General features: G+C 71.9%; 26 protein-coding genes. 13 read left to right on the forward strand and 13 right to left on the reverse strand.

Annotated elements, in window-relative coordinates; translation table 11 throughout:
• Positions 1-15 precede the first annotated feature (15 nt).
• Positions 16-786, reverse strand: a complete 771-nt coding sequence (locus ACFYOV_RS04585; RefSeq protein WP_389082773.1) for a class I SAM-dependent methyltransferase — start codon at positions 784-786, stop codon at positions 16-18.
• Positions 787-884: 98 nt separating this feature from the next.
• On the opposite strand from ACFYOV_RS04585, the gene ACFYOV_RS04590 reads away from it, so the two are divergent.
• Positions 885-1,535 carry a CGNR zinc finger domain-containing protein gene (locus ACFYOV_RS04590; protein ID WP_389082775.1) on the forward strand — a complete coding sequence of 217 codons (651 nt, stop codon included), beginning with the start codon at positions 885-887 and terminating at the stop codon, positions 1,533-1,535.
• Here ACFYOV_RS04590 and sodX read toward each other — a convergent pair.
• Positions 1,418-1,852: a nickel-type superoxide dismutase maturation protease gene (gene sodX, locus ACFYOV_RS04595; protein WP_389082778.1), complete on the reverse strand. Its 435-nt coding sequence runs from the start codon at positions 1,850-1,852 to the stop codon at positions 1,418-1,420. The genes ACFYOV_RS04590 and sodX overlap by 118 nt on opposite strands.
• 146 nt (positions 1,853-1,998) lie before the next feature.
• Here sodX and sodN point away from each other — a divergent pair, with 146 nt between their 5' ends.
• The 4 genes from sodN (at position 1,999) to ACFYOV_RS04615 (ending at position 4,458) form a co-directional block, all read left to right on the forward strand.
• Positions 1,999-2,394 carry a superoxide dismutase, Ni gene (sodN, locus tag ACFYOV_RS04600; protein WP_389082779.1) on the forward strand — a complete coding sequence of 132 codons (396 nt, stop codon included), beginning with the start codon at positions 1,999-2,001 and terminating at the stop codon, positions 2,392-2,394.
• Between the two features lie 449 nt (positions 2,395-2,843).
• Positions 2,844-3,233 carry a helix-turn-helix domain-containing protein gene (locus ACFYOV_RS04605; protein ID WP_389082782.1) on the forward strand — a complete coding sequence of 130 codons (390 nt, stop codon included), beginning with the start codon at positions 2,844-2,846 and terminating at the stop codon, positions 3,231-3,233.
• A gap of 20 nt (positions 3,234-3,253) precedes the next feature.
• Positions 3,254-3,682, forward strand: a complete 429-nt coding sequence (locus tag ACFYOV_RS04610; RefSeq protein ID WP_389082784.1) for a VOC family protein — start codon at positions 3,254-3,256, stop codon at positions 3,680-3,682.
• Positions 3,683-3,717: 35 nt separating this feature from the next.
• Positions 3,718-4,458, forward strand: a complete 741-nt coding sequence (locus ACFYOV_RS04615) for a VOC family protein (protein WP_389082786.1) — start codon at positions 3,718-3,720, stop codon at positions 4,456-4,458.
• Positions 4,459-4,636: 178 nt separating this feature from the next.
• Here the strand turns inward: ACFYOV_RS04615 and ACFYOV_RS04620 are convergent, their stop codons facing one another.
• Both ACFYOV_RS04620 and ACFYOV_RS04625 read right to left on the reverse strand, forming a co-directional pair.
• Positions 4,637-4,930: a hypothetical protein gene (locus ACFYOV_RS04620; RefSeq protein WP_389082789.1), complete on the reverse strand. Its 294-nt coding sequence runs from the start codon at positions 4,928-4,930 to the stop codon at positions 4,637-4,639.
• 26 nt (positions 4,931-4,956) lie between these two features.
• Positions 4,957-5,541 (reverse strand): dihydrofolate reductase family protein, encoded by a 585-nt coding sequence (locus ACFYOV_RS04625; RefSeq protein ID WP_389082792.1) that lies wholly within the window; start codon positions 5,539-5,541, stop codon positions 4,957-4,959.
• A 111-nt stretch (positions 5,542-5,652) separates the two neighbouring features.
• On the opposite strand from ACFYOV_RS04625, the gene ACFYOV_RS04630 reads away from it, so the two are divergent.
• Positions 5,653-6,243: a TetR/AcrR family transcriptional regulator gene (locus ACFYOV_RS04630; RefSeq protein ID WP_389082794.1), complete on the forward strand. Its 591-nt coding sequence runs from the start codon at positions 5,653-5,655 to the stop codon at positions 6,241-6,243.
• A gap of 143 nt (positions 6,244-6,386) precedes the next feature.
• Here ACFYOV_RS04630 and ACFYOV_RS04635 read toward each other — a convergent pair whose 3' ends face one another.
• The 7 genes from ACFYOV_RS04635 to ACFYOV_RS04665 all read right to left on the reverse strand — a co-directional run bounded on the left by ACFYOV_RS04635 (position 6,387) and on the right by ACFYOV_RS04665 (position 13,855).
• Positions 6,387-6,965, reverse strand: coding sequence for a hypothetical protein (locus ACFYOV_RS04635; protein ID WP_389082797.1), 579 nt, complete (start codon positions 6,963-6,965; stop codon positions 6,387-6,389).
• 3 nt (positions 6,966-6,968) lie between these two features.
• Positions 6,969-8,669, reverse strand: coding sequence for a cytochrome c oxidase subunit I (gene ctaD / locus ACFYOV_RS04640; protein ID WP_389082799.1), 1,701 nt, complete (start codon positions 8,667-8,669; stop codon positions 6,969-6,971).
• Between the two features lie 176 nt (positions 8,670-8,845).
• Complete coding sequence (locus ACFYOV_RS04645; RefSeq protein ID WP_389082802.1) at positions 8,846-9,514, reverse strand: vitamin K epoxide reductase family protein; 669 nt, start codon at positions 9,512-9,514, stop codon at positions 8,846-8,848.
• The gene (locus ACFYOV_RS04650) at positions 9,511-10,059 is read right to left on the reverse strand and encodes a hypothetical protein (protein ID WP_389082804.1); all 549 of its coding nucleotides are present in this window, start codon (positions 10,057-10,059) and stop codon (positions 9,511-9,513) included. Before ACFYOV_RS04650 ends, ACFYOV_RS04645 begins: the two co-directional genes overlap by 4 nt.
• Before the next feature lie 159 nt (positions 10,060-10,218).
• On the reverse strand, positions 10,219-10,827 hold the full coding sequence (locus ACFYOV_RS04655) for a GNAT family N-acetyltransferase (RefSeq protein WP_389082807.1): 609 nt from the start codon (positions 10,825-10,827) through the stop codon (positions 10,219-10,221).
• A gap of 367 nt (positions 10,828-11,194) precedes the next feature.
• Entirely contained in the window at positions 11,195-12,313 is a 1,119-nt protein-coding gene (locus tag ACFYOV_RS04660) for a family 2 encapsulin nanocompartment cargo protein polyprenyl transferase (RefSeq protein WP_389082809.1), read from the reverse strand.
• Between the two features lie 135 nt (positions 12,314-12,448).
• Complete coding sequence (locus ACFYOV_RS04665; RefSeq protein WP_389082811.1) at positions 12,449-13,855, reverse strand: family 2B encapsulin nanocompartment shell protein; 1,407 nt, start codon at positions 13,853-13,855, stop codon at positions 12,449-12,451.
• Between the two features lie 290 nt (positions 13,856-14,145).
• On the opposite strand from ACFYOV_RS04665, the gene ACFYOV_RS04670 reads away from it, so the two are divergent.
• Both ACFYOV_RS04670 and ACFYOV_RS04675 read left to right on the forward strand, forming a co-directional pair.
• Complete coding sequence (locus tag ACFYOV_RS04670; RefSeq protein ID WP_389082813.1) at positions 14,146-14,736, forward strand: N-acetylmuramoyl-L-alanine amidase; 591 nt, start codon at positions 14,146-14,148, stop codon at positions 14,734-14,736.
• Positions 14,737-15,275: 539 nt separating this feature from the next.
• Positions 15,276-16,208 (forward strand): 1-aminocyclopropane-1-carboxylate deaminase/D-cysteine desulfhydrase, encoded by a 933-nt coding sequence (locus ACFYOV_RS04675; protein WP_389082816.1) that lies wholly within the window; start codon positions 15,276-15,278, stop codon positions 16,206-16,208.
• Between the two features lie 74 nt (positions 16,209-16,282).
• Here ACFYOV_RS04675 and ACFYOV_RS04680 read toward each other — a convergent pair whose 3' ends face one another.
• Positions 16,283-17,875, reverse strand: coding sequence for a Na+/H+ antiporter (locus ACFYOV_RS04680; protein ID WP_389082818.1), 1,593 nt, complete (start codon positions 17,873-17,875; stop codon positions 16,283-16,285).
• A 46-nt stretch (positions 17,876-17,921) separates the two neighbouring features.
• Between ACFYOV_RS04680 and ACFYOV_RS04685 the strand changes: the two genes are divergently transcribed.
• The 3 genes from ACFYOV_RS04685 to ACFYOV_RS04695 all read left to right on the forward strand — a co-directional run bounded on the left by ACFYOV_RS04685 (position 17,922) and on the right by ACFYOV_RS04695 (position 19,990).
• A complete protein-coding gene (locus ACFYOV_RS04685; protein WP_389082821.1) occupies positions 17,922-18,182 on the forward strand; it encodes a UBP-type zinc finger domain-containing protein in 261 nt (86 codons plus the stop codon).
• Positions 18,183-18,440: 258 nt separating this feature from the next.
• Positions 18,441-18,854 (forward strand): anti-sigma regulatory factor, encoded by a 414-nt coding sequence (locus tag ACFYOV_RS04690; RefSeq protein WP_004925829.1) that lies wholly within the window; start codon positions 18,441-18,443, stop codon positions 18,852-18,854.
• Between the two features lie 17 nt (positions 18,855-18,871).
• Positions 18,872-19,990: an RNA polymerase sigma factor SigF gene (locus tag ACFYOV_RS04695; protein ID WP_389082823.1), complete on the forward strand. Its 1,119-nt coding sequence runs from the start codon at positions 18,872-18,874 to the stop codon at positions 19,988-19,990.
• A gap of 77 nt (positions 19,991-20,067) precedes the next feature.
• Here ACFYOV_RS04695 and ACFYOV_RS04700 read toward each other — a convergent pair whose 3' ends face one another.
• Positions 20,068-20,508, reverse strand: coding sequence for a hypothetical protein (locus ACFYOV_RS04700; RefSeq protein WP_389082826.1), 441 nt, complete (start codon positions 20,506-20,508; stop codon positions 20,068-20,070).
• 114 nt (positions 20,509-20,622) lie between these two features.
• On the opposite strand from ACFYOV_RS04700, the gene ACFYOV_RS04705 reads away from it, so the two are divergent.
• Together ACFYOV_RS04705 and ACFYOV_RS04710 are read left to right on the forward strand one after the other, a co-directional pair.
• Positions 20,623-21,591 (forward strand): diacylglycerol/lipid kinase family protein, encoded by a 969-nt coding sequence (locus ACFYOV_RS04705; protein ID WP_389082828.1) that lies wholly within the window; start codon positions 20,623-20,625, stop codon positions 21,589-21,591.
• A gap of 320 nt (positions 21,592-21,911) precedes the next feature.
• Positions 21,912-22,169 carry a WhiB family transcriptional regulator gene (locus ACFYOV_RS04710; protein WP_003992873.1) on the forward strand — a complete coding sequence of 86 codons (258 nt, stop codon included), beginning with the start codon at positions 21,912-21,914 and terminating at the stop codon, positions 22,167-22,169.
• Positions 22,170-22,229: the final 60 nt, after the last annotated feature.

The raw sequence follows: 22,229 nt of genomic DNA on the forward strand, positions 1-22,229 counted from the left end.
CGTTGCGGTCGACGCTCACCTCAGCGCGAGCAGCAGGGTGTCCGAGGGCGAGCACCACACCGGCCTGACCTCGGTGAATCCCTTGTCGCGCAGGACGTTGGCATGCCAGGCCGGGGACGGCATGTCACCGTCGGCGTGTTCGCCGTAGATCTCGAAGCGGCGGGCCGTGGGCCCGGCGAGGACGGGGTCCTCCGCGGCGAGCCGCCACCACGCGGTCCAGTCGAGGGCGCCGTCCCGCTGGGCCTGATTCATGCGGGCATGGCGCCGGGCGCGCTCGGCCGCGTTGATCCGGGGCGTGCTCTCGTCGATCATGTGGTCCGCGTTCATGAAGACGCCGCCGTCGCGGACCAGCCCCGCGACCTGTCCGTAGAGGTCCGCGAGGGGTTCCCGGTGCAGCCAGTGGAGTGCCGTCGCGGTCAGCACGGCGTCGTAGGAGCCGTGCGGCAGCTTCGTGGGCCAGTCGGGGTCCTTCAGGTCGGCCGTCACGAAGGTGACCCGGTCGTCTCCGGCGAACGTGCCCTCGGCGATGGCGAGCAGCGCCGGGTCCAGGTCGACGCCGGTGCTGGTGGCGTCCGGGAAGCGGGCGAGCAGCCGGGCGGTGATGCTGCCCGTGCCGCACGCCAGGTCCAGCACGCGCGGCGCGGTGCCGACGAGGTCCTCGACCATGTCGAGCATGACCCGGAACCGTTCCTCGCGGTCGGGCAGGTACCACTCCTGCTGCCGGTCCCAGCTCTCCTGCCAGGCGTGCCAGTCGGCGGTGGCCGCGGTGGCCTGCGTGTCCGTCATCGAGCCCCTCCCTCGCGCATGACGTAATACCCTGGAAGCACGATCGTCTGTTACCCGACCGCAGGCACGACCATAGAGCCCCTCCGTAAGGACTACAAGTGGAACTGGCCTATTACTCGGATTATGCCGTCCGTCTCGTCAACACCGAGGAACCGGCCCGGGGCAAGGACGTCCTGACCTCGATCGAGGCCGTCCGCGATCTGTTCGGCGGCAACCAGTCGGCCGCGCGCCGGGCGACCGAGGCCGACGTGACCCGGTTCCGTTCGGTACGGGCCCGGCTGCGCGCGGTCTTCGAGGCGGCGGACGGCGACGACGAGACACTCGCCGTCGACCTGCTGAACTCACTGCTGCTGGAGTTCCCGGTGAGCCCGCAGATCTCCGGGCACGACTTCCGCGACGACGACGGCCGCCCGCTGTGGCACATGCACCTGGCCGACCACCCGTCCAACGCGACCGCGGGCTATGCCGCCATCGCCGCGATGGGCCTCGCCTTCCACCTCACCGAGTACGGCGTGGACCGCCTCGGGCTGTGCCAGGCGCCGCCGTGCCGCAACGCCTACCTGGACACCTCCACCAACCGCTCCCGGCGCTACTGCTCCGACCGCTGCGCCACCCGCGCGAACGTGGCCGCCTACCGCGCCCGCAAGCGCCTGGAGGCCGACCGGTCGGAGAGCACGGGCCGGGCAGCGGACAGCGCCCAGCCCACCACGGCCAGCGGGGAGCGCCGGTCGGACCTGCGGGGCCGGTAGCGGAAGCGGACCCGGCCGAGCACCAACTCGTCGGGCACCACTCCGTAGTCGGTGCTGTCACCGCCGGCGTACATGTTGTCCCCCAGCACCCACCAGCCGCCCTCGCGCCGTTCGGCGGCACGCTTCACGACGAGCAGGTCCTGCTGGAAGGGGTGCCGCAGCACGATCACGTCACCCGGTTTGATCCGGGCGCCGTAGTGCACCAGGAGCCGGTCCCCGTGGTACAGCGTGGGCACCATGGACGGCCCCGTGACCTCGGCCACCCCGAAGGGCAGCGGCGCACCCGACCGCTCGGCGTCCTGCGACAGCTCCGGCATGACCCGGCACCTCCCCGGTTCTTTCCTCCACCAGTCTCAGTCTCGCCCCGGACTTTTGTCCTAAGCCCAAGGGGGCACTCGCGAAAACCGCTCCCCCACGGAGTAATGTCCCCTGTGAGAAGACGATCACGAGGAAGGAATGCTCCATGCTTTCCCGCCTGTTCGCCCCCAAGGTCAAGGTCAGCGCGCACTGCGACCTGCCCTGCGGCGTGTACGACCCGGCCCAGGCCCGCATCGAGGCGGAGTCGGTCAAGGCCATCCAGGAGAAGATGGCCGGAAACGACGACCCGCACTTCCAGGCGCGTGCCACCACCATCAAGGAGCAGCGCGCCGAGCTGGCCAAGCACCACGTCTCCGTGCTGTGGAGCGACTACTTCAAGCCCCCGCACTTCGAGAAGTACCCGGAGCTGCACCAGCTGGTCAACGACGCCCTGAAGGCCCTTTCGGCCGCCAAGGCGTCGACCGACCCGGCCACGGGCCAGAAGGCACTGGACTACATCGCCCAGATCGACAAGATCTTCTGGGAGACCAAGAAGGCCTGATCCATGGCCAGGCCGCCTGACCTGCGGTTTCGCGGGTCGCATCGCCTACCTGTCCGCACCCGGTCCGCAGTGCGCCGAGCACGGCGCCCCTGACGGTCCGGGTGCGGTCCGCTTCGCCCGGCCATTGGTGGGCGCGGATCCGCAGCGTGATCACGGCGGACGCGGGCCGAGGACCGGCTGGACCCGCTCGGCGCTCGCGCCGCGGCGGGACGGGCGCGGAGGCCAGGAGTGCCGCAGGCCGCGGGGCCCCGTGTGCGGCGGCCCGGCGACCTCACGGCCCCGCGACCTCACGGTCCCGCAACCTCACGGCCCCGCGACCATTACCACCGCAGGCCACCATCCCGGATCCATACCAGGAGACGGTTCGGCGCCGGTCCGCCGCACACCGGCCGTTCGGGACGTCCGCGGTACGGCCGCCCGCCGTGCCGGGGCCGTGGGATGCTGGCCGGGTGGAGACGGAGGACCTGGTGCGGTTGCGGCGGGCGCGGGACCGGATGGACCGGGAGTACGCGGAACCGCTCGACATCGCGGCGCTCGCGCGCACCGCGCTGATGTCCCCCGGGCACTTCCAGCGCAGCTTCCGCCAGGCGTACGGGGAGACCCCCTACGGCTACCTCATGACCCGCCGGGTCGAACGGGCCAAGGCCCTGCTGCGCCGCGGTGACCTCACGGTGACGGAGGTGTGCCTGGCGGTGGGCTGCACCTCGCTGGGCTCCTTCAGCTCGCGGTTCACCCGGCTGGTCGGCGAGACGCCGAGCGCGTACCGGGCCCGGTCGCACGAGGAGAGCGCGGCGATCCCGCCGTGCGTCGTGCGGGCGCTCACGCGTCCGCGGCGCTGAGGGCGCCTACCGTGGGGGGCATGGAGACAGCAACCGATGTCAGGCTCGCCCAGTGCTTCATCGCCGTAGACGACCACGACAAGGCGCTGGCCTTCTACCGGGACGTCCTGGGCCTGGAGGTCCGGGGCGACGTGGGCTACGAGGGGATGCGGTGGGTGACGGTCGGCTCGCCGCTCCAGCCGGATGTGGAGATCGTGCTGGAGCCGCCCGCCGCACATCCGGACATCTCGCCCGCCGACAAGGAGGCGATGGCCCGGCTGCTGGCCAAGGGGGTGCTGCGCGGGGTCATCTTCACCACCGCCGACTGCGACGCCCTGTTCGCCCGGGTCCGGGACGCCGGTGCGGAGGTGGTCCAGGAGCCGGAGGACCAGCCGTACGGGGTGCGCGACTGCGCGTTCCGGGACCCGGCCGGGAACATGCTGCGGTTCCTCGAGCGACGCCCGGGGTGATCCGCGCTGGTGACGGTCCGGTCTACGATCCTGCGATGGGTATTCGCTGGGCCTACGTCTTCGTCGACCGGCCGGTCGCCCGCCTCGGCGCCGTCCGGGAGTTCTGGACGGCCGCCACCGGTACGCGGCCGTCCGAACCCCGGGGCGACCACGGGGAGTTCGTGACACTCCTGGCGGACGGCACCGACGCGTGCGTCAAGCTCCAGGGTGTCGGCGAGGGCGGGGGCGGCGCCCACCTGGACCTGTGCGTGGACGACGTGCCGGAGTTCACCGCCTCGGCGCTGCGCCTGGGCGGGGAGGTGGCGGCCCGGCACGAGGGGTGGGCCGCGCTGCGTTCGCCCGCGGGCCAGTTGTTCTGTGCGGTGCCCTGGCAGGGGGAGTCGGTCCGGCCGCCCGTCGTGCACGGCACCCGGCTCGACCAGGTGTGCCTCGACATCCCGCCCTCCGCCTACGACCGCGAGGTCGCCTTCTGGGAAGGGCTGTTGGACGGCTGGCAGGGAACGGCGGGCGCGCTGCCGGAGTTCCGTGTGATCAGGCCGCCGGCCGGGCTGCCCGTACGCGTGCTGCTGCAGCGGCTCGGTGAGGAGCGGCCCATCTCGGCCCACCCCGATCTGGCCTGTGCCGACATCGGGGCCGCCCGGGCGCTGCACGAGGGGCTCGGCGCCGTGTGCGTGTCCGGGTTCGCTCACTGGACGGTGATGCGGGACCCGGCGGGCGGCACGTACTGCCTGACGGGACGCGACCCCGAGACGGGCGGGCTGCCCAGCGGAGCCTGATCGGACACAGGTGCCGTGCCCCCGTTCCCGCCCGTGCGCTCCAGGGGGGGGCTCGGGCGCGCGTGTTCCCCCGTGCCGCGGCTGCGGTGCGTCGGTGCCGCGGCGGCCGCCGTCCGGGACCGGCCTCAGCACCGCGGGCGGCTTGCGTGCGTCCTGCGGGACCGGGCGGCGCCCTCGGTCACCGGTCGTGGCCGGCTCCCGGTCCGGGCTCCGTGGTGTGCTCCGTGTCGCCGGGCCGCCCGGCGTCCACGGTCTGCTTGTCGTCTCCGGTCTGCGTGACGGTCCCGCCGCGCCCGCGACCCGTGCCCGGTACGGCCTCCGGGGCGCCGCGGGGAACGTACTCCTCGCACCTGGGGTTGTGGCAGGGTCCGCGCACCCACACCGGAACCCACGCGCCCAGCGTCTTGTGGCGCCGGACGACCATCTCCACCGGCTGTCCGCAGGAGGGACAGACGTGTCGGTCGCTGTCCATGCCCCAAGGGTAGGTCCGCCGGTCGCTCAACGCTCCCTGCTGTACGTACGCACCACCACCCCGTTCCCGAACGTGCGCAGCGACTCCAGGGCGAACGGCATGACCGATGAGCCCGACGCGAACATCGGCATGCCGCTGCCCATCATGATCGGGTACGTCTTGACGATCAGCTCGTCGATCTCGTCGGCGAGTTCGCCGGCGACCGCGGCACCGCCGCACAGATAGATGCCGAGCGGGCCGTCCTCGGCCTTCAGCGCGCGGACGCGCCCTACCAGGTCCTCCGCGACGATCTCCACGTTCGGGTCGGGCGACTCGTCCAGCGTGCGGGAGGCGACGTATTCGCGCAGGTGGGCGTACGGACTGGTGACGCCCTCCTTCAGGGCCAGGTCGTAGCTGGCCCGGCCCTGGACGATGGTGTCGAACCGCCTGTTCGGCAGGTCGTCGATGCCCAGGGCCCTGCGGAACCGGGTGGGCAGGGCCTCCGGGTATTCCGATTTGAGGAACTCGAGGAACTCCTCGTCGACGTACGAGACCATGGCCGAAGCGTCGCCGTCCGGGTCCCCGATGAAGCCGTCGATGGAGCAGGCGATGTAGTAGGTCAGCTTTCGCATCGCGGTCTCTTTCCGTAGGCTGCGTTCCGAACCACTCCAGTTGTAGTACTGCGTCTGTAGTGGTTGCAACCCCATTCCGGATCCGGCGACAAGTGAAGAAGAGGATTCCGCATGGCCGCCAACCCCGAGCGCCGTACGGCGCTGGTCGACGCCGGGATCGAGGTGCTCGCCCGCGAGGGCGCGCGCGGGCTGACGTTCCGCGCGGTGGACGCGCGGGCCGGGGTGCCCGTGGGCACCGCCTCCAACTACTTCACCGGGCGCGACGACCTGCTGCGCCAGATCGACGCCCGGCTGCACGTACGACTCGCGCCCGACCCCGCGGTGGTGGCCGACCTGCTGACCCGGCCGCGGGACCGGTCCCTCGTCACCGCGTTCATGCACGACCTGATGGACCGCGCGACCGGTGACCGCGACGGCTGGCTGGCCCTGCTCGAGATGCGTCTCGAGGCCACCCGGCGCCCCGAGCTGCGCGCCTCGTACACCACGTCGGTGCGGGCCGACCTGGAGGAGGGGATGGAGTTCCAGCGCACGTCCGGGCTTCCGGGCGGGGACGAGACGGTGGCGGTGCTCTATCTGGCGATGCTCGGGCTGATCATGGAGCACCTGACCCTGCCGGGCGTCCTGGACGGCGCGCTGCCCGGGGTGAGCGTGCCGGACGGGCTGGTGGAGCGGATCGTCGCGGCGATCGTGCCGGAGGCGTAGCGAAGGGTCCGGCGGTCGCGGCGCGGGAAGGGCGCGGTGCCGGCGGCCGTCCCCGGGGGGAAGCACCAGGGAGGTCGCCGGCACCGTGCCGAGGGGGCCCGGTCACCCGGGATGCCGCCCGCGCTCCGCCGCCGGGTGGCGGGTCACCCCGCCTCGTGGCGGGCGCTCCGGGCCGCGCGTGCGGGGCGTTCCGGTCGCCGCAGCCGTGCGGTGTGCCTGACGGCGATCATGAGGAACAGGGCAACGACGACCAGCGGGACGACGGCCGTCACCGGCCGGTCGGGGCCGTCCCCGGGACCGGCCGCGGGCAGCAGGGCCGCGACCGCCGCGGCTGCGAGCGGGCCGCACACGACGAGGGCGGCGACCGCTCCCCGGGAGCGGTGCCCGCCCGCCGGAAGGGGATCGTGGCCCAACTGCGCCCACTGCCGGGCCACCTCCCGCCGCTCGACGGCACGTCGAGCGACGGCGTGGATCCGCAGGCCGACGGTGCTCAGCGCGCCCACCACAGCCGCCGTGCCCGGCACCCACCAGGCCGGGGCCACGAGCAGCAGCAGGCCGACGACCCCGAGGGTTCCCCAGCCGCTCAGGCAGGCGATCGCCGCGGCGCGGCGGGACGGCGGCCGGTCGGCTCCGGCGCGCAGGTCGGCGAGGGCCGGCAGGTACCAGACGGAACCGGAGGCCGTCAGCACCGCACATCCCATGGCCAGGACGGGCTGGACCATGGCTCACCGCACCGCTTCGGCGGCGGCGACCTCCGGGTGGCGCAGGTCGAACGCCGGGGACTCGCTGCGGATCTGCGGCAGCTTCACGAAGTTGTGCCGCGGCGGCGGGCAGGAGGTCGCCCACTCCAGCGAGCGGCCGTAGCCCCACGGGTCGTCGGTCCCGACCTTCTCGCCGTACTTGGCCGTCTTCCAGACGTTGTAGAAGAACGGCAGGATCGACAGGCCGAGCAGGAACGAGCCGATCGAGGACAGCGTGTTCAGGGCGGTGAAGCCGTCGGCGGCGAGGTAGTCGGCGTAGCGGCGCGGCATGCCCTCGGTGCCCAGCCAGTGCTGGACCAGGAACGTCAGGTGGAAGCCGGCGGTCAGCGTCCAGAAGGTGATCTTGCCGAGGCGCTCGTCGAGCATCTTGCCGGTGAACTTCGGCCACCAGAAGTGGAAGCCGGCGAACATCGCGTACACGACCGTGCCGAACACCGTGTAGTGGAAATGGGCCACGACGAAGTACGAGTCGGACAGGTGGAAGTCCATCGGCGGCGAGGCCAGGATGACACCGGTCAGACCACCGAAGACGAACGTGATCAGGAAGCCGGTGGTCCACAGCATCGGGGTCTCGAAGCTGAGCGAGCCCTTCCACATGGTGCCGATCCAGTTGAAGAACTTCACACCGGTCGGGACGGCGATCAGGAACGTCATGAAGGAGAAGAACGGCAGCAGGACACCGCCGGTGACGTACATGTGGTGCGCCCACACCGTGATCGACAGACCCGCGATGGCGATGGTCGCGCCGATCAGGCCCATGTAGCCGAACATCGGCTTGCGGGAGAAGACCGGGATGACCTCACTGACGATGCCGAAGAACGGCAGCGCCAGGATGTACACCTCGGGATGGCCGAAGAACCAGAACAGGTGCTGCCACAGCAGCGCGCCGCCGTTGGCCGAGTCGAAGATGTGGCTGCCGAACTTGCGGTCGCACTCCAGGGCGAACAGCGCCGCCGCGAGCACCGGGAACACGATCAACACCAGCAGGGCGGTCAGCAGCACGTTCCAGGTGAAGATCGGCATGCGGAACATCGTCATGCCGGGGGCGCGCATGCAGATGATCGTGGTGATGAAGTTGACCGCGCCCAGGATCGAGCCGAACCCGGACAGGGCCACGCCCATGATCCACAGGTCGGCGCCGATCCCCGGCGAGTAGACGGCGTTCGACAGCGGGGCGTACAGGAACCATCCGAAGTCGGCCGCTCCGCCCGGGGTGAGGAACCCGGCGGCCGCGATCGTGGAGCCGAACAGGAAGAGCCAGAAGGCGAGCATGTTCAGCCGCGGGAACGCGACGTCCGGAGCGCCGATCTGGAGCGGCATGATCCAGTTGGCGAACCCGGTGAACAGCGGCATGGCGAACAACAGCAGCATGACCGAGCCGTGCATCGTGAACGCCTGGTTGAACTGCTCGTTCGACATCAGCTGCAGGCCCGGCCGGGCCAGCTCGGCCCGCATCACCAGCGCCATCACGCCACCGACGATGAAGAACACGAAGGCGCTGACCAGGTACAGGGTCCCGATCTTCTTGTGATCGGTGGTCGTCAGCCAGTCCACCCATGCCGCCCGGCGCGCCACGCCCGGTCCGCCAGGGGTTCCCGTGGGCGTCGCGAGGGTCCTCCCGTCGTCCGTCGCGACCACCGCGGTGTCTATTCGTGCCTCGTCCACTGGTTGTCGTCCTCCCCATCCGGTCACAGCGCGCCCCATGATCGGGGGCGGGGCACGGGATCCGGATGGGTCGAACAGTCCCCATGGTGGGCCCGGACAGGGACCATTGGTCCCTGTCCGGGGGCGGCCGATGGTCCCGGTCCGGGGGCGGCCGATGGTCCCGGTCCGGCCGCGGGTCAGAGCAGGGTCTGCCAGTGCGTCCACCAGCGGGTCGCAATCAGCATCAGGATGGTCAGGTACCAGGCGACCGGCACGGCCCAGTGGAACTCCCGCACGGCGGCCACCAGTCCGCGCGGCGCACGGACGATGCCGTGCCGCAGGTTGTGCACGGTGGTGTACCAGAACATCGCGATGGTGGCCGCCCAGGTCAGGGAGCACCACAGGCACAGCGAGCCGATCTCGTACAGCGCCTGGGTCATCAGCCACATGCAGAAGCCGGTGCCGAGCAGCGTGCCGAGGTTCAGGGTCAGCCAGAACCAGCGGCGGTAGCGGGCACCCGCGAGCAGACCGAAACCGATGGCGACCACCGCCGCGTAGGCCGCCACGCCGAGGAGGGGGTTGGAGACACCGAACACGGACGCCTGGTCGCTCGTCATCACGTCGGTGCACGACACGACCGGGTCGATCGAGCAGGAGGGACGGAAGCCGGGGTTCTCGGCCAGACGGATCCGGTCGACCGTGAGCACCAGCGAGGCGAGCACGCCCAGCGCCCCGGTGACGACCAGCAGCCAGGCGTAGGCCCGCCCGGAACCGATCGTGCCGTCCCCGGGCGTCTTCCGCCCCGCTCCCCCGTCGTCGCCGGTGCCGGGGGCGTGCCCCGGCATCCGGATGACACCGGCCGTCATCGCACCCGGCCCTCGGCCGCGGTGACGGGGACCGCCTCCCGGGCGGCCCCCGCAGGCCAGACGATCTCCACGGGAACGCCGTTGGCCCGCGCGTAGGCCACCAGGTGGGCGGTGGCGTCGCGCCCGTTGGACACGGATCCGTCCCATACGGCCAGCAGATGGCCGCCGGCGGCGACCATCCGCTCGTCCGCGCCCACGCAGGAGTCGCGGTCGGCGGGGTCGTACTCCACCAGACGCACCTGGTCGGCGATGCTCAGCAACTCCCCGGTCGCCACCCGGTCGGGCTGGTGCGGTACCGCGGGGACCCCGTTCGTGGTGGGGATCACGACGACCAGTGGCCGCCCCGTCGCCCGTGCCGCGCGGCCGAACACCAGCGGCACGCCGGTGCCGGAGCGCACCATCACCGGTCTGCCCTCGACGTGTTCCTCCAGCCGCGCCCGCAGCTCCGACTCCACCAGGGCGAGGGTGTCCGGGGTCAGATCGGCGTGTCCGACCACCGTGATCTCCGTGTTCGCCGCCTCGCCGACCCGTGCACCTGCGCTCATCAGCCCCTGGCCGTCCTCGTCGTCCGTTGCCCGCCGGCCTCCTCGGGGTCGTCGGCGGACGGTTCCCGCCAGCCAAGTGAAGCCAGGGCGGCGACCGGGCTCTAGGGCCGAACGTCCCTCGCGCGTCGCCGAGCGGCGTTCGAGTGGGGCGGCGGTCGGCTACGCGGTGCCGCCGGGCCGGGGTTCGCGCCACATCGGCCACATGGACGGGCCGTCGGGGAGGGCGAGGGGCAGGCCCGCCGGTGCGAAACCGAGGCGGTGGTAGAGCCGGCGGCTGCGCTCGCTGCTCGCCTCCAGGTAGGCCGGTAGCCCTTCCCGGTCGCAGCGGTCGAGGACGGAGCCGATGAGCGCGGTGCCCAGTCCCTTCCCCTGGCGGCCGGGTGCGACGCCGATCATCCACAGGTACTCGTGGTCGCGGCCCGTGGGGTGGACGTCCGCCGTGAGCCGGCCGATCAGCTCCACGCGTTCGTTCGCCGGGTCGACGGCCCGGCGGACCTGGGCCGGACCGTCGTCCTCGCCCTCGCCGTGGTCGCCGGCGGGCACCGACATCCACAGGGCGCACGCCGAACCGTCCTCGGTGAGGTCGATGCGCCCCTCCGCCAGCACGATGTCGGTGAACGCGGCCATGAGCCGGTGGTGGGTGCTGCGGCGGTACTCCTCGCCGGGGAACACCCAGCCGCTGACCGGGTCGTCCCGGAACGCCGTGTCCAGGAGCCGGACCACCCGCTCGCGGTCGCCCTCGCCAGCCCTCCGGATCACCACACCCATGTCCGCCCCTTCACGCCAACCGTCCTCGCCCGTACGGGGGTTGAGAGTAACCGGACGCGACGGCGCTGATCGCCCCGAGGGGCGCGAACCAGCCTGTGTACCGGGCTGCGGTCCGGTCGGCGGTCCGGTCGGCGGTCCGGTCGGCAAGTCCGCCGGCCGGAGCCCAGCCTCACCGGAGGGTCGAAGGGCGGGCCCCGCACACCGTGGGGAAGTGCGGGACCCGCCGGGCCGGAGCCACGGGGCGCGCGGGGTCAGGAGCCGCACGGCCCCGGTGGTTCCGGGGTCCTCGTCGACGGGCGCCCGGGACCGGCCCGTGGTGCCCGGTACGTGGCACCGGCCCCCGGGCCCGGTGTCCCGGGCCGGCCCGTCAGGTCTCGCGCCTGGTCACGAACTCGGCGAGGGCCAGCAGGCCGCCCGCCCCCTCCGGGTCGGGTACCGCGCGGGCCAGTTCCTGCATCGCCCGCGCCATCCGGTCCGCGGCCTCCGCCTGCGCCCAGTCACGACCCCCGGCCCGCTCCACGGTCCTGGCCAGACGCTCCAGTTCCTCCTTGTCCTCCTTCTCGCGCGGCGCCGTGTACAACTCGGCGAGTTCCGCTGCCGCCGGGGTGCCCGAGGTGAGCGCGGCGACCACCGGCAGGGACTTCTTGCGGGACGCCAGATCCGCGCCGGCGGGCTTGCCGGTGCGCCGCGGGTCGCCCCATATGCCGATCACGTCGTCGATCAACTGGAAGGCCAGGCCCGCCTGTCTGCCGAACGCGTCCAGCGCGGCCACCTCCGCCTCCCCGGCCCCCGCGTACAGCCCGCCGAGCGCACAGGCGCAGCCGAGGAGCGCCCCCGTCTTGGCCTCCGCCATGGCGAGCGTCTCGTCGAGGCCGACGTCGGCGGGCCCGCGCCGCTCCATGGCCGTGTCCGCGTGCTGTCCCGCGCACAACTGGACGACACAGTCCGCTAGTCGCGCCGCCGCCGGTGAGGCCGCCGGGTGCGGGTCCTCGGCGAGCAACCGCAGGGCGAGTGCCTGGAGTGCGTCCCCGGCGAGGATCGCGTCGACGTCGCCGAAGACGGCCCAGGCGGTGGGCCGGTGGCGGCGGGTGCTGTCACGGTCCATCACGTCGTCGTGCAACAGCGTGAAATTGTGGACCAGTTCGACTGCCGCCGCCGCCCGTACGGCCCTCGCGCGGGCCGCCGGACCGCCGAGGGCGGAGGCGGCCGCGAGCACCAGCGCGGGGCGCATCGCCTTGCCGGAACCAGCGGCGGCAGGGCGGCCGTCCGCCTGTTCCCAGCCGAAGTGGTAGAAGGCGATCCGGCGCATCGGACCGGGCAGCGACCCGATCGCGGCCCGCAGCTCCGGATCCACCGCGGCCCGCGCCCGCTCCAGCAGCACGGCCGCCTCGTGCCCCTCGGCGGACCGCGGACCGGCCCGCCCCCTCGACCGCGTTGCGCGTTCCGTCCCGCGTCCTGTTCCCGGCTCGGTTTCGAGCTCCGTCATCGACTCACCCCTGGAACCGCCTCGGAGTATGAGGGAGGATCGCGCCACCGCCGCCGCGGCCTCCAGCGCGTACCCCGAGGTGTACCCGCCCGGAAGGGCGGGGACACGGCGCGGCGTCGGGCGGTCGGTGGAAGGTCACCGCCAGCGACCGATCTCGACGTTCTCCAGGACGCCGAGCGCGTCCGGTACCAGCACCGCAGCCGAGTAGTAGGCCGTGACCAGGTACTTGATGATGGCTTGTTCGTTGATGCCCATGAACCGCACGGACAGGCTCGGCTCGATCTCGTCCGGGATGCCGGTGGCCCGCAGACCGATGACGCCCTGCTCCTCCTCGCCGGTGCGCAGCGCGATGATCGAGGTCGTGCGCGCCTCGGTCACCGGGATCTTGCTGCACGGGAAGAGGGGCACGCCGCGCCAGGTGGGGATGCGGTTGCCGCCGATGTCGATGGTCTCCGGGACGAGTCCCCTCCTGTTGAGCTCCCGGCCGAAGGCGGCGATGGTCCGCGGATGGGCGAGGAACAGCTTGGTCCCGCGCCGCCTGCTGAGCAGTTCGTCCATGTCGTCGGGGCCGGGCACGCCGTCGTGCGGCTGGATCCGCTGGTCGTACTCGCAGTTGTGGAGCAGACCGAAGTCGCGGTTGTTGACGAGTTCGTGCTCCTGGCGCTCCTTCAGGGCCTCGACGGTCAGCCTGAGCTGCTGTTCCGTCTGGTTCATGGGCTGGTTGTAGAGGTCGGCGACGCGTGTGTGGATGCGCAGTACCGTCTGGGCGACGCTCAGTTCGTACTCGCGGGGCCTGGCCTCGTAGTCGACGAAGGTGTGCGGGATGTCCGGCTCACCGCTGTGGCCGGCCGCGAGGTCGATCGCCTTCTCGCCGTACTTGTTGGTCCGCTGCCCGGGGATCGAGCGGCGGCGTCGCAGGTGCTCGCGCAGGGTCTCGGAGCGCTCGGCGACCTGCCGGACGGCCTCGCGCGGCAGGACCAGCACGGTGCAGGCGGTGAGCGTCCGGGCAGTGTACTCCCAGATGGCGCCTTCGTCCAGCAGTGCCTGGTCGCCGAAGTAGGCACCGTCGGCTAGGACTCCGAGCGATTCGTCGTCGCCGTACGGGCCGGTGCCGATCTTCTCCACCCTGCCGTGCGCCAGCAGGTAGACCTCGTCGGTCGGGGAGCCGAACGACGCGATCACCTGCCCGGCTTCGACCTCCCGCTGCCGGCAGCGGGCGGCGAGCTCCGTCAGCACCTCCTCGTCCTCGTACCTGCGCAGGGCCGGCAGTTCACCGAGCTCCGCGGGGATGACCTCGACGCGGTCGCCGGTCTTCACGAACGTCATCCGCCCGTCGCCGACGGCGTAGGTCAGCCGCCGGTTGACCCGGTACGTGCCCCCCTGGACGTCCACCCAGGGCAGCATGCGCAGCAGCCAGCGCGAGCTGATCTCCTGCATCTGCGGCACGGACTTGGTCGTGGTGGCCAGGTTCCGCGCGGCCGCCGTGCCGAGGCTCTGCTGGGGCCTCGTCTCCTCCGCGCGGACCGCTTCGCCTGCCGACATAGAGAAATGCCCTCCCGTTGGTGGTCCACGCCCGTCTGTGCGGGCATCGATCTTCGACACCAAGCCTTCCTCACGGAGGGTGCCGGTGCTATTACACAAAAGAGCGGGAATGGATCTTCGGCCCGGTGGGCACACATGGGGTTCCTCGACGGCCGCGGACCGGAAGGACATTGTCCGGATCGGCTCGCACAGTGTCCGAACGATTAGTTCCGCTCGTTCCACGGAGGTATAGGCACCGGTACTAGGCGGCTGCGACGGGTGGCCGTCGCGCGGCACGAAGGAGGGCGGTCATGGCCCCACCCATGTCCGCGAGCGCGTTCCTGAGCGCTCTGAAGGCGGAAGGTCTCACGGTCGTCGAGGTCGGCGACTGGCGCCACCACAACCGCAACCACAAGGGCCCCTGGGGCCCGGTCCACGGCGTGATGATCCACCACACGGTGACCAGGGGCAGCGCGCGGACGGTCGAGCTGTGCCGCAAGGGTTACGCGGACCTCCCGGGCCCGCTGTGCCACGGCGTCGTCACCAAGGACGGCCGGGTCCATCTCGTGGGCTACGGCCGGGCCAACCACGCCGGGCTGGGCGACGACGAGGTGCTGCGCGCGGTGATCGCGGAGAAGCGGCTGCCGCCGGACAACGAGCGGAACACCGACGGCAACCGGCACTTCTACGGGTTCGAGTGCGAGAACCTGGGCGACGGCGAGGACCCCTGGCCGGCGGCGCAACTGGAGGCCATCGAGAAGGCCGCGGCCGCGGTGTGCCGGCGCCACGGATGGACGGAGCGATCGGTGATCGGCCACCTGGAGTGGCAGCCGGGCAAGGTCGACCCGCGCGGCTTCACGATGGCGTCGATGAGGCAGCGCATCCGCGAACGCCTCAAGTGACCCCTCCGCCCCGGCGGCCCCGGCCGGGCATGACCCGGGCGAACCGATTCTCCTGAGCGTGCGGGATCCCACGTGCGGGGCCGTGGCGGGCGACCGGCCCCGCACGGCCCGGTCGCACAGCCGGCTCACGTGCCGCGAGCGACCACGGCGAGGCGGGCCCGGCCCCGCGGAGAGTGCGTCGGGCTCCGGGCCCCGGAGTGTCGACCAGGCCCCGGACACGCGGGATGTCCGGGCCTGGTCAACGGGCCGTGCACGGCGTCCGTCAGAGCCCGGCGCACGAGGAGCGTCCGTCGGGCCCCGACCCGTGCGGCGCGTCCGTCGGCCCTGGGCGCCCCCCTCGCCCTGGGACCGGCCCGCCGCCGGGCGGCCTCGGGTGCGGCACGTCTCCCGAAACACCGGGTCGCCGAGGCGGCCGCGGTACCGGTGTCACGTCCGTGGCGGCAACCGTCCCCGTGCTCCCGCGCCCGCCACCCCGTGCCGGTCACGCCCCGGGGACCCCCGGACCGACCCGTCGCACCCCCTCGGGCGACAATGGCCCCGTGAGCAGCACCGATGACCCCGGGACGAGTGGTGGCGGCGGTGACGCGCTCGGCGCGTTGCGGCCGCGACTGCCCTCGCCGGTGCGCGAGGTCGTGGACGGGCGGATGGAGCGGCACGGCGTCCGGCTGGTGCTGAAGCGGGACGACCTGATCCACCCGGAGCTGATCGGGAACAAGTGGCGGAAGCTGGCGCCGAATCTCACGGCGGCGGCCGGGCGGACCGTCGTGACCTTCGGCGGTGCGTACTCCAACCACCTGCGGGCCACGGCCGCCGCCGGCCGGCTGCTCGGCCTGCGCACGGTCGGTGTGGTGCGCGGTCAGGAACTCGCCGACCGGCCGCTCAACCCCTCGCTGGCCCGGTGCGTCGCCGACGGCATGCGCCTGTACTTCGTCGACCGGTCGACGTACCGCCGCAAGGCCGAGCCGGAGACCCTGGCCGCCGTTCTCCGCGCGGCGGGCGCCGAGGACGCGTACGTCGTTCCCGAGGGCGGCAGCAACGCGCTCGCCGTGCGCGGCTGCCTGATGCTCGGCGAGGAACTGGCCGACGTGGCCGATGTGGCTGCCGTGGCCTGCGGTACCGGCGGGACGCTCGCCGGGACCGCCGCGGGACTGGGATCCCGGGCGCGTGCGCTGGGCGTTCCGGTGCTCAGGGGCGGCTTCCTGGGCGAGCGGATACGGACCCTCCAGACCGAGGCGTTCGGCGGCCGGCGCGGCGACTGGAGCCTCGACGAGCGCTTCCACTTCGGCGGCTTCGCCCGTACCACCCCGGAGCTCGACGTGTTCGCCAAGGAGTTCGAGCAGCGGCACGGCCTGCCCGTGGAACGTCTGTATGTGGCCAAATTGCTGTACGCCCTCGTCACCCTCGCGGACGAGGGCGCCTTCCCCCGCGGCAGCACGGTCGCGGCCGTCGTCACCGGCCGCCCGTTCCCGTGACCGCCCGGCCCCCCTGCCTCGCTTCCCGGTTCCGTGGCTGACCTGCCCGCTCACCTGCGTCGGCTCCCGGTCCCCTACGTGATCTCCCGGTAGGCGGCCGCCTCCTCCAGGTCCAGCCGGCGCAGCAGCGTCCGCAGCATCTCGTCGTCGATGTGGCGCCCGTCGCGCAGCCGGACGAACACCTCCCGCTCGGCACTGATCATCTCCCGCGACAGCCGCCGGTAGGTGTCGTCCACGCTCTCCCCGGTGACCGGGTTGACCTGCCCCAGCCGCTCCCAGACCGCGTTGCGGCGGCGTTCCAGGACCGCGCGCAGGCGGTCGGCGAGCGGCGCCGGAAGGGCGTTGCGTTCGTCGGCCAGCAGCTCCTCCAGGCGCTGTTCGGCTGCCCGGGACGCCTGTGCCTGGGCGTTGGCCTCCGCGAGGGTCTCGGCCTGGACGTCGTGCCCGGGGAACCTCAGCAGCCGGATCAGCGGGGGCAGGGTCACGCCCTGCACGACCAGCGTTCCGATGACGGTGGTGAAGGTCAGGAACAGCAGGAGGTTGCGCTGCGGGAAGTCCTCGCCGTCCGCGGTGAGCGGGATGGAGAAGGCGATGGCCAGCGAGACGACGCCCCTCATACCGGCCCAGGAGATGACGAACGGCGTCCTCCAGTCCGTCTCCCCCTCGCGCTCGCGGACCCGTGACGACAGCAGGGGCGGCAGATAGGTCGCCGGGTACACCCACACGAACCGCGCCACGACGACGACCGCGAACACGGCGAGCGCGTACCAGGTGGCGTCGAGACCCTCGTACTCTCCGAGGCCCCTGAGCACGACCGGCAGTTGCAGCCCGATGAGCAGGAACACCGCGGACTCCAGGACGAACGCCACCATCTTCCACACCGCCCCCTCCTGGAGGCGGGTGGCGAAGTCGACCTCCCACGCGCGGTGTCCGAGGTACAGAGCGACGACCACGACGGCGATGACCCCGGATGCGTGCACCTGCTCGGCCGCGGCGTAGGCGACGAACGGGATCAGCAGGGAGAGCGTGTTCTGGAGCAGCGCCTCCTTGACATGCGTGCGCAGCCAGTGCAGCGGGGCCATCAGCACCAGGCCGACGGCGAGGCCGCCGACCGACGCGACCAGGAACTCCCCGACTCCGCCGGCCCAGCCGGCCCCCTCGCCGACCGCCGCCGCCACGGCCACCCGGAACGCGGTGATCGCGGTCGCGTCGTTCAGCAGGGACTCGCCCTGGAGGATCGTGGTGACCCGGGACGGCAGCCCGACCCGGCGGGCCACCGCGGTCGCCGCGACCGCGTCGGGCGGGGCCACCACGGCGCCGAAGACCAGCGCCGCGGTCAGCGACAGGCCCGGAACGATCAGGTGCAGCGCCCAGCCGACGGCGAACGTCGCGAACAGCACGTAGCCCACCGACAGCAGGGCCACCGGCCGCACCTGGGCCCGCAGATCGAGGTAGGAGCTCTCGACGGCCGCCGTGTGCAGCAACGGGGGAAGGATCAGCGGCAGCACGATGTGCGGGTCGAGCGTGTAGTCGGGCACCCCGGGGACATGGCTGACCGCCAGTCCCGCCGCGACCAGCACCAGCGGAGCCGGCACCGGGGAGCGCCGGGCCGCTGCGGCGATCCCGGCACTGCCCGCCACCAGCAACAGCAGCGGCATCACGTCCATGTCCGCCCACCCTCGATCTCCGCGCGACCGTCGTAATCTGGCAATCATGAAACAGTGCACGCACTCCGACGAGCTGCCGCACCCGGAACCCGTCCCGCTCAGCGAGACGTGCCCGGAGTGCCTGCGGGACGGAACGGAACCCGTGCAGCTGCGCGTGTGTCTCAGCTGCGGCCACGTCGGCTGCTGCGACTCCTCTCCGGGGCGGCACGCGACGGAGCACCACAAGCGGACCGGCCACCCCGTGATGCGCACCCGTGAACCAGGTGAGAACTGGCGCTGGTGCTTCGTCGATCACGTACTCGTGTGACCCGACGGGACGGTGGTGCCGGACGGTTCGACCGTCTGACGTCTGGGTACGTCAATGCGGCGCACGCTCTTCCCTTTTGGGCCCGCAGACCCCTAGCCACGGAGCGTATTCATAGTTTTACTATGAGTAACAGAAGGACGTCGGGGTCCCGGGGACAGGATCGCTGAGAGCGCGATAGCGTCACCGCTGAACCACGTAGCGCGTTAACCCGGGGGGCGACCCCGGCCCTGAAACGCTTGTACCACCTTGGAGGTGAGGGTGTCCCAGATCGCAGGCGAGCCCGCGACCCAGGACTTCGTGGAAGTCCGGCTGCCGGCCGCGGGGGCCTACCTGTCGGTGCTGCGTACGGCCACGGCCGGTCTCGCGGCCCGTTTGGACTTCACCCTCGACGAGATCGAGGACCTGCGCATCGCGGTCGACGAGGCGTGCGCGATCCTGCTCCAGCAGGCCGTGCCGGGATCGGTGCTCAGCTGTGTCTTCCGGCTGGTCGACGACTCGCTCGAGGTGACCGTCTCGGCGCCGACCACGGACGGTCACGCCCCCTCGCGGGACACCTTCGCCTGGACCGTGCTGTCGGCACTGGCGGGCAAGGTCTCCTCCGCGGTGGACGAGGACAAGACCGTTTCGATCAGCCTCTACAAACAGCGCGGCGCGGGACCCGGGCCGGCGTGAGGAGCGAGGACGGGCCGGTGCGGGACGAAGAACGCGGGACACGGGAGCTTCCGGCCGAGCGCGTGCCGGACGGCATCGACGGCATTCCCGAGCAGGCCCGGCCGCATCCGGAGGACGAGTCCGCGGTGACCGGCCTCCCGGGCGGCGGGCAGCGGGACGATGCCGCGCGGAGCACGCCTGCGGGAGGGCGGACCCGGGTCCTGCCGGGCCATGGGGGCGCCCCCGCCGCTCGAGCGAAGCCGACGGCGGGGGACGAGGCGAGCGCTCGGGGAAGGGCGACGGGCGGGACGATGAACGAGCACGAGCGATACGCCGGGGACGAGGCGTCGCGTACACAGGACACGCCGGAGGTACCGGCCGCACGCGCTGCGCGGCACGATCCGCAGGATCGCAGCGGCGCGCGGGCCATGTTCCTGAGACTGCGCACACTCCAGGACGGCACCCCGGAGTACGCGGAACTGCGCAACCAGCTGGTCCGCATGCACCTGCCGCTCGTCGAGCACCTCGCGCGGCGCTTCCGCAACCGCGGCGAGCCGCTGGACGATCTCACGCAGGTCGCCACCATCGGTCTGATCAAGTCGGTCGACCGCTTCGACCCGGACCGCGGCGTGGAGTTCTCGACGTACGCGACGCCGACGGTGGTCGGCGAGATCAAGCGGCACTTCCGCGACAAGGGCTGGGCGGTGCGCGTCCCGCGCCGGCTCCAGGAGCTGCGACTGGCGCTGACCACGGCGACGGCGGAGCTGTCCCAGTTGCACGGCCGGTCCCCGACGGTGCACGAACTCGCCGAGAAGCTCGCGATCTCGGAGGAGGAGGTACTGGAGGGCCTGGAGTCCGCCAACGCGTACTCCACGTTGTCACTGGACGTCCCGGACACCGACGACGAGTCCCCGGCGGTGGCGGACACCCTCGGCGCGGAGGACGAGGCGCTGGAGGGCGTGGAGTACCGGGAGTCGCTCAAGCCGCTGCTGGAGGACCTGCCTCCGCGCGAGAAGCGGATCCTGCTGCTGCGCTTCTTCGGCAACATGACCCAGTCCCAGATCGCCCAGGAGGTCGGCATCTCCCAGATGCACGTCTCGCGCCTCCTGGCCCGCACCCTGGCCCAGCTCCGGGAGAAGCTGCTCGTGGAGGAGTGAGGCGGGCGGGAGAACGCCGGCACGGCACGCCCGGGCGGACGGCCCCGGGACTCCCGCTCCCGTGCGACGACCGCGGGCTACTTCTCCGCGTTGCCGGGTCCCCGGATGCCCAGGGCCTTCGTGGTCTCCGCGTTGATCAGGAGGACGAGCGCGGTGATTGCCACGACCGCCAGCACGATGCCCGCCGGGATGGCGACGCTGTCGGCGCGCAGCAGGTTGTAGGCGACCGGGAGGGCCATGACCTGCGTGATGACGGCGGGGCCGCGGCTCCAGCTGCGGCGGCCCAGCAGGCCCCGCGCGGCGATCAGGGGCAGCAGGGCGAGCACGATCAGGGTGACGCCGCCGGTCACGGCCTGCCGGCGGTCGTCCGGCTCACCCGTGATGCCGAGGACGAGCATCCAGACCCCGCCCGCCACGAGCGCGAGCCCCTCCAGGGCGGCGAGCGCCGCGGCGTACGTCAGACGGCGCGGTCGGGGGCCGGTGGTGTCCGGGGCGGTGGGGGTCTGCTCACTGCTCACCCCTGAAGGGTAGCCCGCACCGCGCTCGCCCCCGTGTCGAGGTTCACGCCCCCTCGCGCACCTGATCCCCCCTCGGTCTGGGCCCGGTACCGCCCAGTAGGTACCCTGCAAGTCATGCGTGCACTTCTCGTGGTCAATCCGGCGGCAACCACCACAAGTGCGCGCACGCGCGACGTACTGATCCATGCGCTCGCCAGCGAGATGAAGCTGGAGGCGGTCACCACCGAGTACCGCGGTCACGCGCGGGACCTGGGCCGGCAGGCGGCCGAGAGCGACGACGTCGACCTGGTGGTGGCCCTGGGCGGCGACGGCACGGTCAACGAGGTCGTCAACGGCCTGCTGCACGCGGGCCCCGCCCCCGAGCACCTGCCGGGCCTCGCCGTGGTCCCCGGCGGTTCCACCAACGTCTTCGCCCGCGCCCTGGGCCTGCCCAACCAGCCCGTGGAGGCCACCGGCGTCCTGCTGGACGCGCTGCGCGAGGGCCGCGAGCGGACCGTCGGCCTCGGTCTCACCTCCGGCACTCCGGGCTCGGAGGACGAGGCGGTGCCGCCGCGGTGGTTCACCTTCAACGCGGGCCTCGGCTTCGACGCGGGTGTGGTCGGCCGGGTCGAGCAGCACCGGGAGCGCGGCAAGAGGTCCACGCACGCGCTGTACGTGCGCCAGGTGGTGCGTCAGCTGTTCGGTGAGCCGCACCGCCGGCACGGAGTGATAACGCTGGACCAGCCGGGCCAGGATCCGGTCGAGGATCTGGTGCTCTCCATAGTGTCGAACACCTCGCCGTGGACGTTTCTCGGCAATCGCCCGATCTACGCGTCCCCCGAAGCTTCGTTCGACGCCGGGCTTGACATCTTCGGTCTGCACCGGCTCTCCAGCGCCGCGGTTGCCCGGTATGGCACCCAGTTGCTCACTTCGTCCCCGGAGCGCGGCCCCCGCGGAAAGCACGCCCTGTCCCGCCACGATCTGACGCGCTTCACCTTGCATTCGAAGGTGCCGCTACCCCTTCAGATGGACGGTGACCACCTGGGGCTGCGCACCAGCGTGACGTTCACAGGCGTACGCCGTGCACTGCGTGTGATTGTGTGAGCAGAAAGGGCGAAAGTCCTTTCACTCGAACGTTTAGGCCAGGGTCCACCCCATGGAAGTACGGCTGTGACCTAGTCGACACCGAAGAATCAAAAAAAACTTTCCGGAAGGGGTTGTATCCGCCGCTGAGGTTTGCGAGTCTCTACATGGCGATCGGGACGGCCCGCAACACCGGCCTCCACAGATCACCGGAACCCCTCTACGAAACCAAGGACCACGCCAGGGAACCTGGCGGTCGGCCCTTCCCTTGTTGAGGGATTCGTGAAAGCGTTCACATTCACAAGCACACCCTGCAGTAATACCAAGGAGAGGTAGCAGCCATGGACTGGCGTCACAACGCCGTTTGCCGCGAGGAAGACCCCGAGCTCTTCTTCCCCATCGGCAACACCGGTCCCGCGCTGCTGCAGATCGAGGAAGCCAAGGCCGTCTGCCGCCGCTGCCCGGTGATCGAGCAGTGCCTGCAGTGGGCGCTCGAGTCCGGTCAGGACTCCGGCGTCTGGGGTGGTCTCAGCGAGGACGAGCGCCGTGCAATGAAGCGCCGCGCCGCCCGCAACCGGGCCCGTCAGGCCTCCGCCTGACATCCCACCCCTGCTGACAGCCTGAGCTTGGCGGCGCGTACGGCGCGTACGCATCTCCCG

Origin of the sequence: Streptomyces sp. NPDC005931 (genome assembly GCF_042871235.1) — a bacterium.
Taxonomy (GTDB): Bacteria; Actinomycetota; Actinomycetes; order Streptomycetales; family Streptomycetaceae; genus Streptomyces.

Bases quoted from the DNA above. Each gene is read 5' to 3' on its own strand.
- ACFYOV_RS04585 (WP_389082773.1), bottom strand. From the start codon at position 786: ATGACGGACACGCAGGCCACCGCGGCCACCGCCGACTGGCACGCCTGG.
- sodX (WP_389082778.1), bottom strand. From the start codon at position 1,852: ATGCCGGAGCTGTCGCAGGACGCCGAGCGGTCGGGTGCGCCGCTGCCC.
- sodN (WP_389082779.1), top strand. From the start codon at position 1,999: ATGCTTTCCCGCCTGTTCGCCCCCAAGGTCAAGGTCAGCGCGCACTGC.
- ACFYOV_RS04610 (WP_389082784.1), top strand. From the start codon at position 3,254: ATGGAGACAGCAACCGATGTCAGGCTCGCCCAGTGCTTCATCGCCGTA.
- ACFYOV_RS04615 (WP_389082786.1), top strand. From the start codon at position 3,718: ATGGGTATTCGCTGGGCCTACGTCTTCGTCGACCGGCCGGTCGCCCGC.
- ACFYOV_RS04620 (WP_389082789.1), bottom strand. From the start codon at position 4,930: ATGGACAGCGACCGACACGTCTGTCCCTCCTGCGGACAGCCGGTGGAG.
- ACFYOV_RS04625 (WP_389082792.1), bottom strand. From the start codon at position 5,541: ATGCGAAAGCTGACCTACTACATCGCCTGCTCCATCGACGGCTTCATC.
- ACFYOV_RS04630 (WP_389082794.1), top strand. From the start codon at position 5,653: ATGGCCGCCAACCCCGAGCGCCGTACGGCGCTGGTCGACGCCGGGATC.
- ACFYOV_RS04635 (WP_389082797.1), bottom strand. From the start codon at position 6,965: ATGGTCCAGCCCGTCCTGGCCATGGGATGTGCGGTGCTGACGGCCTCC.
- ACFYOV_RS04645 (WP_389082802.1), bottom strand. From the start codon at position 9,514: ATGACGGCCGGTGTCATCCGGATGCCGGGGCACGCCCCCGGCACCGGC.
- ACFYOV_RS04650 (WP_389082804.1), bottom strand. From the start codon at position 10,059: ATGAGCGCAGGTGCACGGGTCGGCGAGGCGGCGAACACGGAGATCACG.
- ACFYOV_RS04655 (WP_389082807.1), bottom strand. From the start codon at position 10,827: ATGGGTGTGGTGATCCGGAGGGCTGGCGAGGGCGACCGCGAGCGGGTG.
- ACFYOV_RS04660 (WP_389082809.1), bottom strand. From the start codon at position 12,313: ATGACGGAGCTCGAAACCGAGCCGGGAACAGGACGCGGGACGGAACGC.
- ACFYOV_RS04665 (WP_389082811.1), bottom strand. From the start codon at position 13,855: ATGTCGGCAGGCGAAGCGGTCCGCGCGGAGGAGACGAGGCCCCAGCAG.
- ACFYOV_RS04670 (WP_389082813.1), top strand. From the start codon at position 14,146: ATGGCCCCACCCATGTCCGCGAGCGCGTTCCTGAGCGCTCTGAAGGCG.
- ACFYOV_RS04680 (WP_389082818.1), bottom strand. From the start codon at position 17,875: ATGGACGTGATGCCGCTGCTGTTGCTGGTGGCGGGCAGTGCCGGGATC.
- ACFYOV_RS04685 (WP_389082821.1), top strand. From the start codon at position 17,922: ATGAAACAGTGCACGCACTCCGACGAGCTGCCGCACCCGGAACCCGTC.
- ACFYOV_RS04705 (WP_389082828.1), top strand. From the start codon at position 20,623: ATGCGTGCACTTCTCGTGGTCAATCCGGCGGCAACCACCACAAGTGCG.
- ACFYOV_RS04710 (WP_003992873.1), top strand. From the start codon at position 21,912: ATGGACTGGCGTCACAACGCCGTTTGCCGCGAGGAAGACCCCGAGCTC.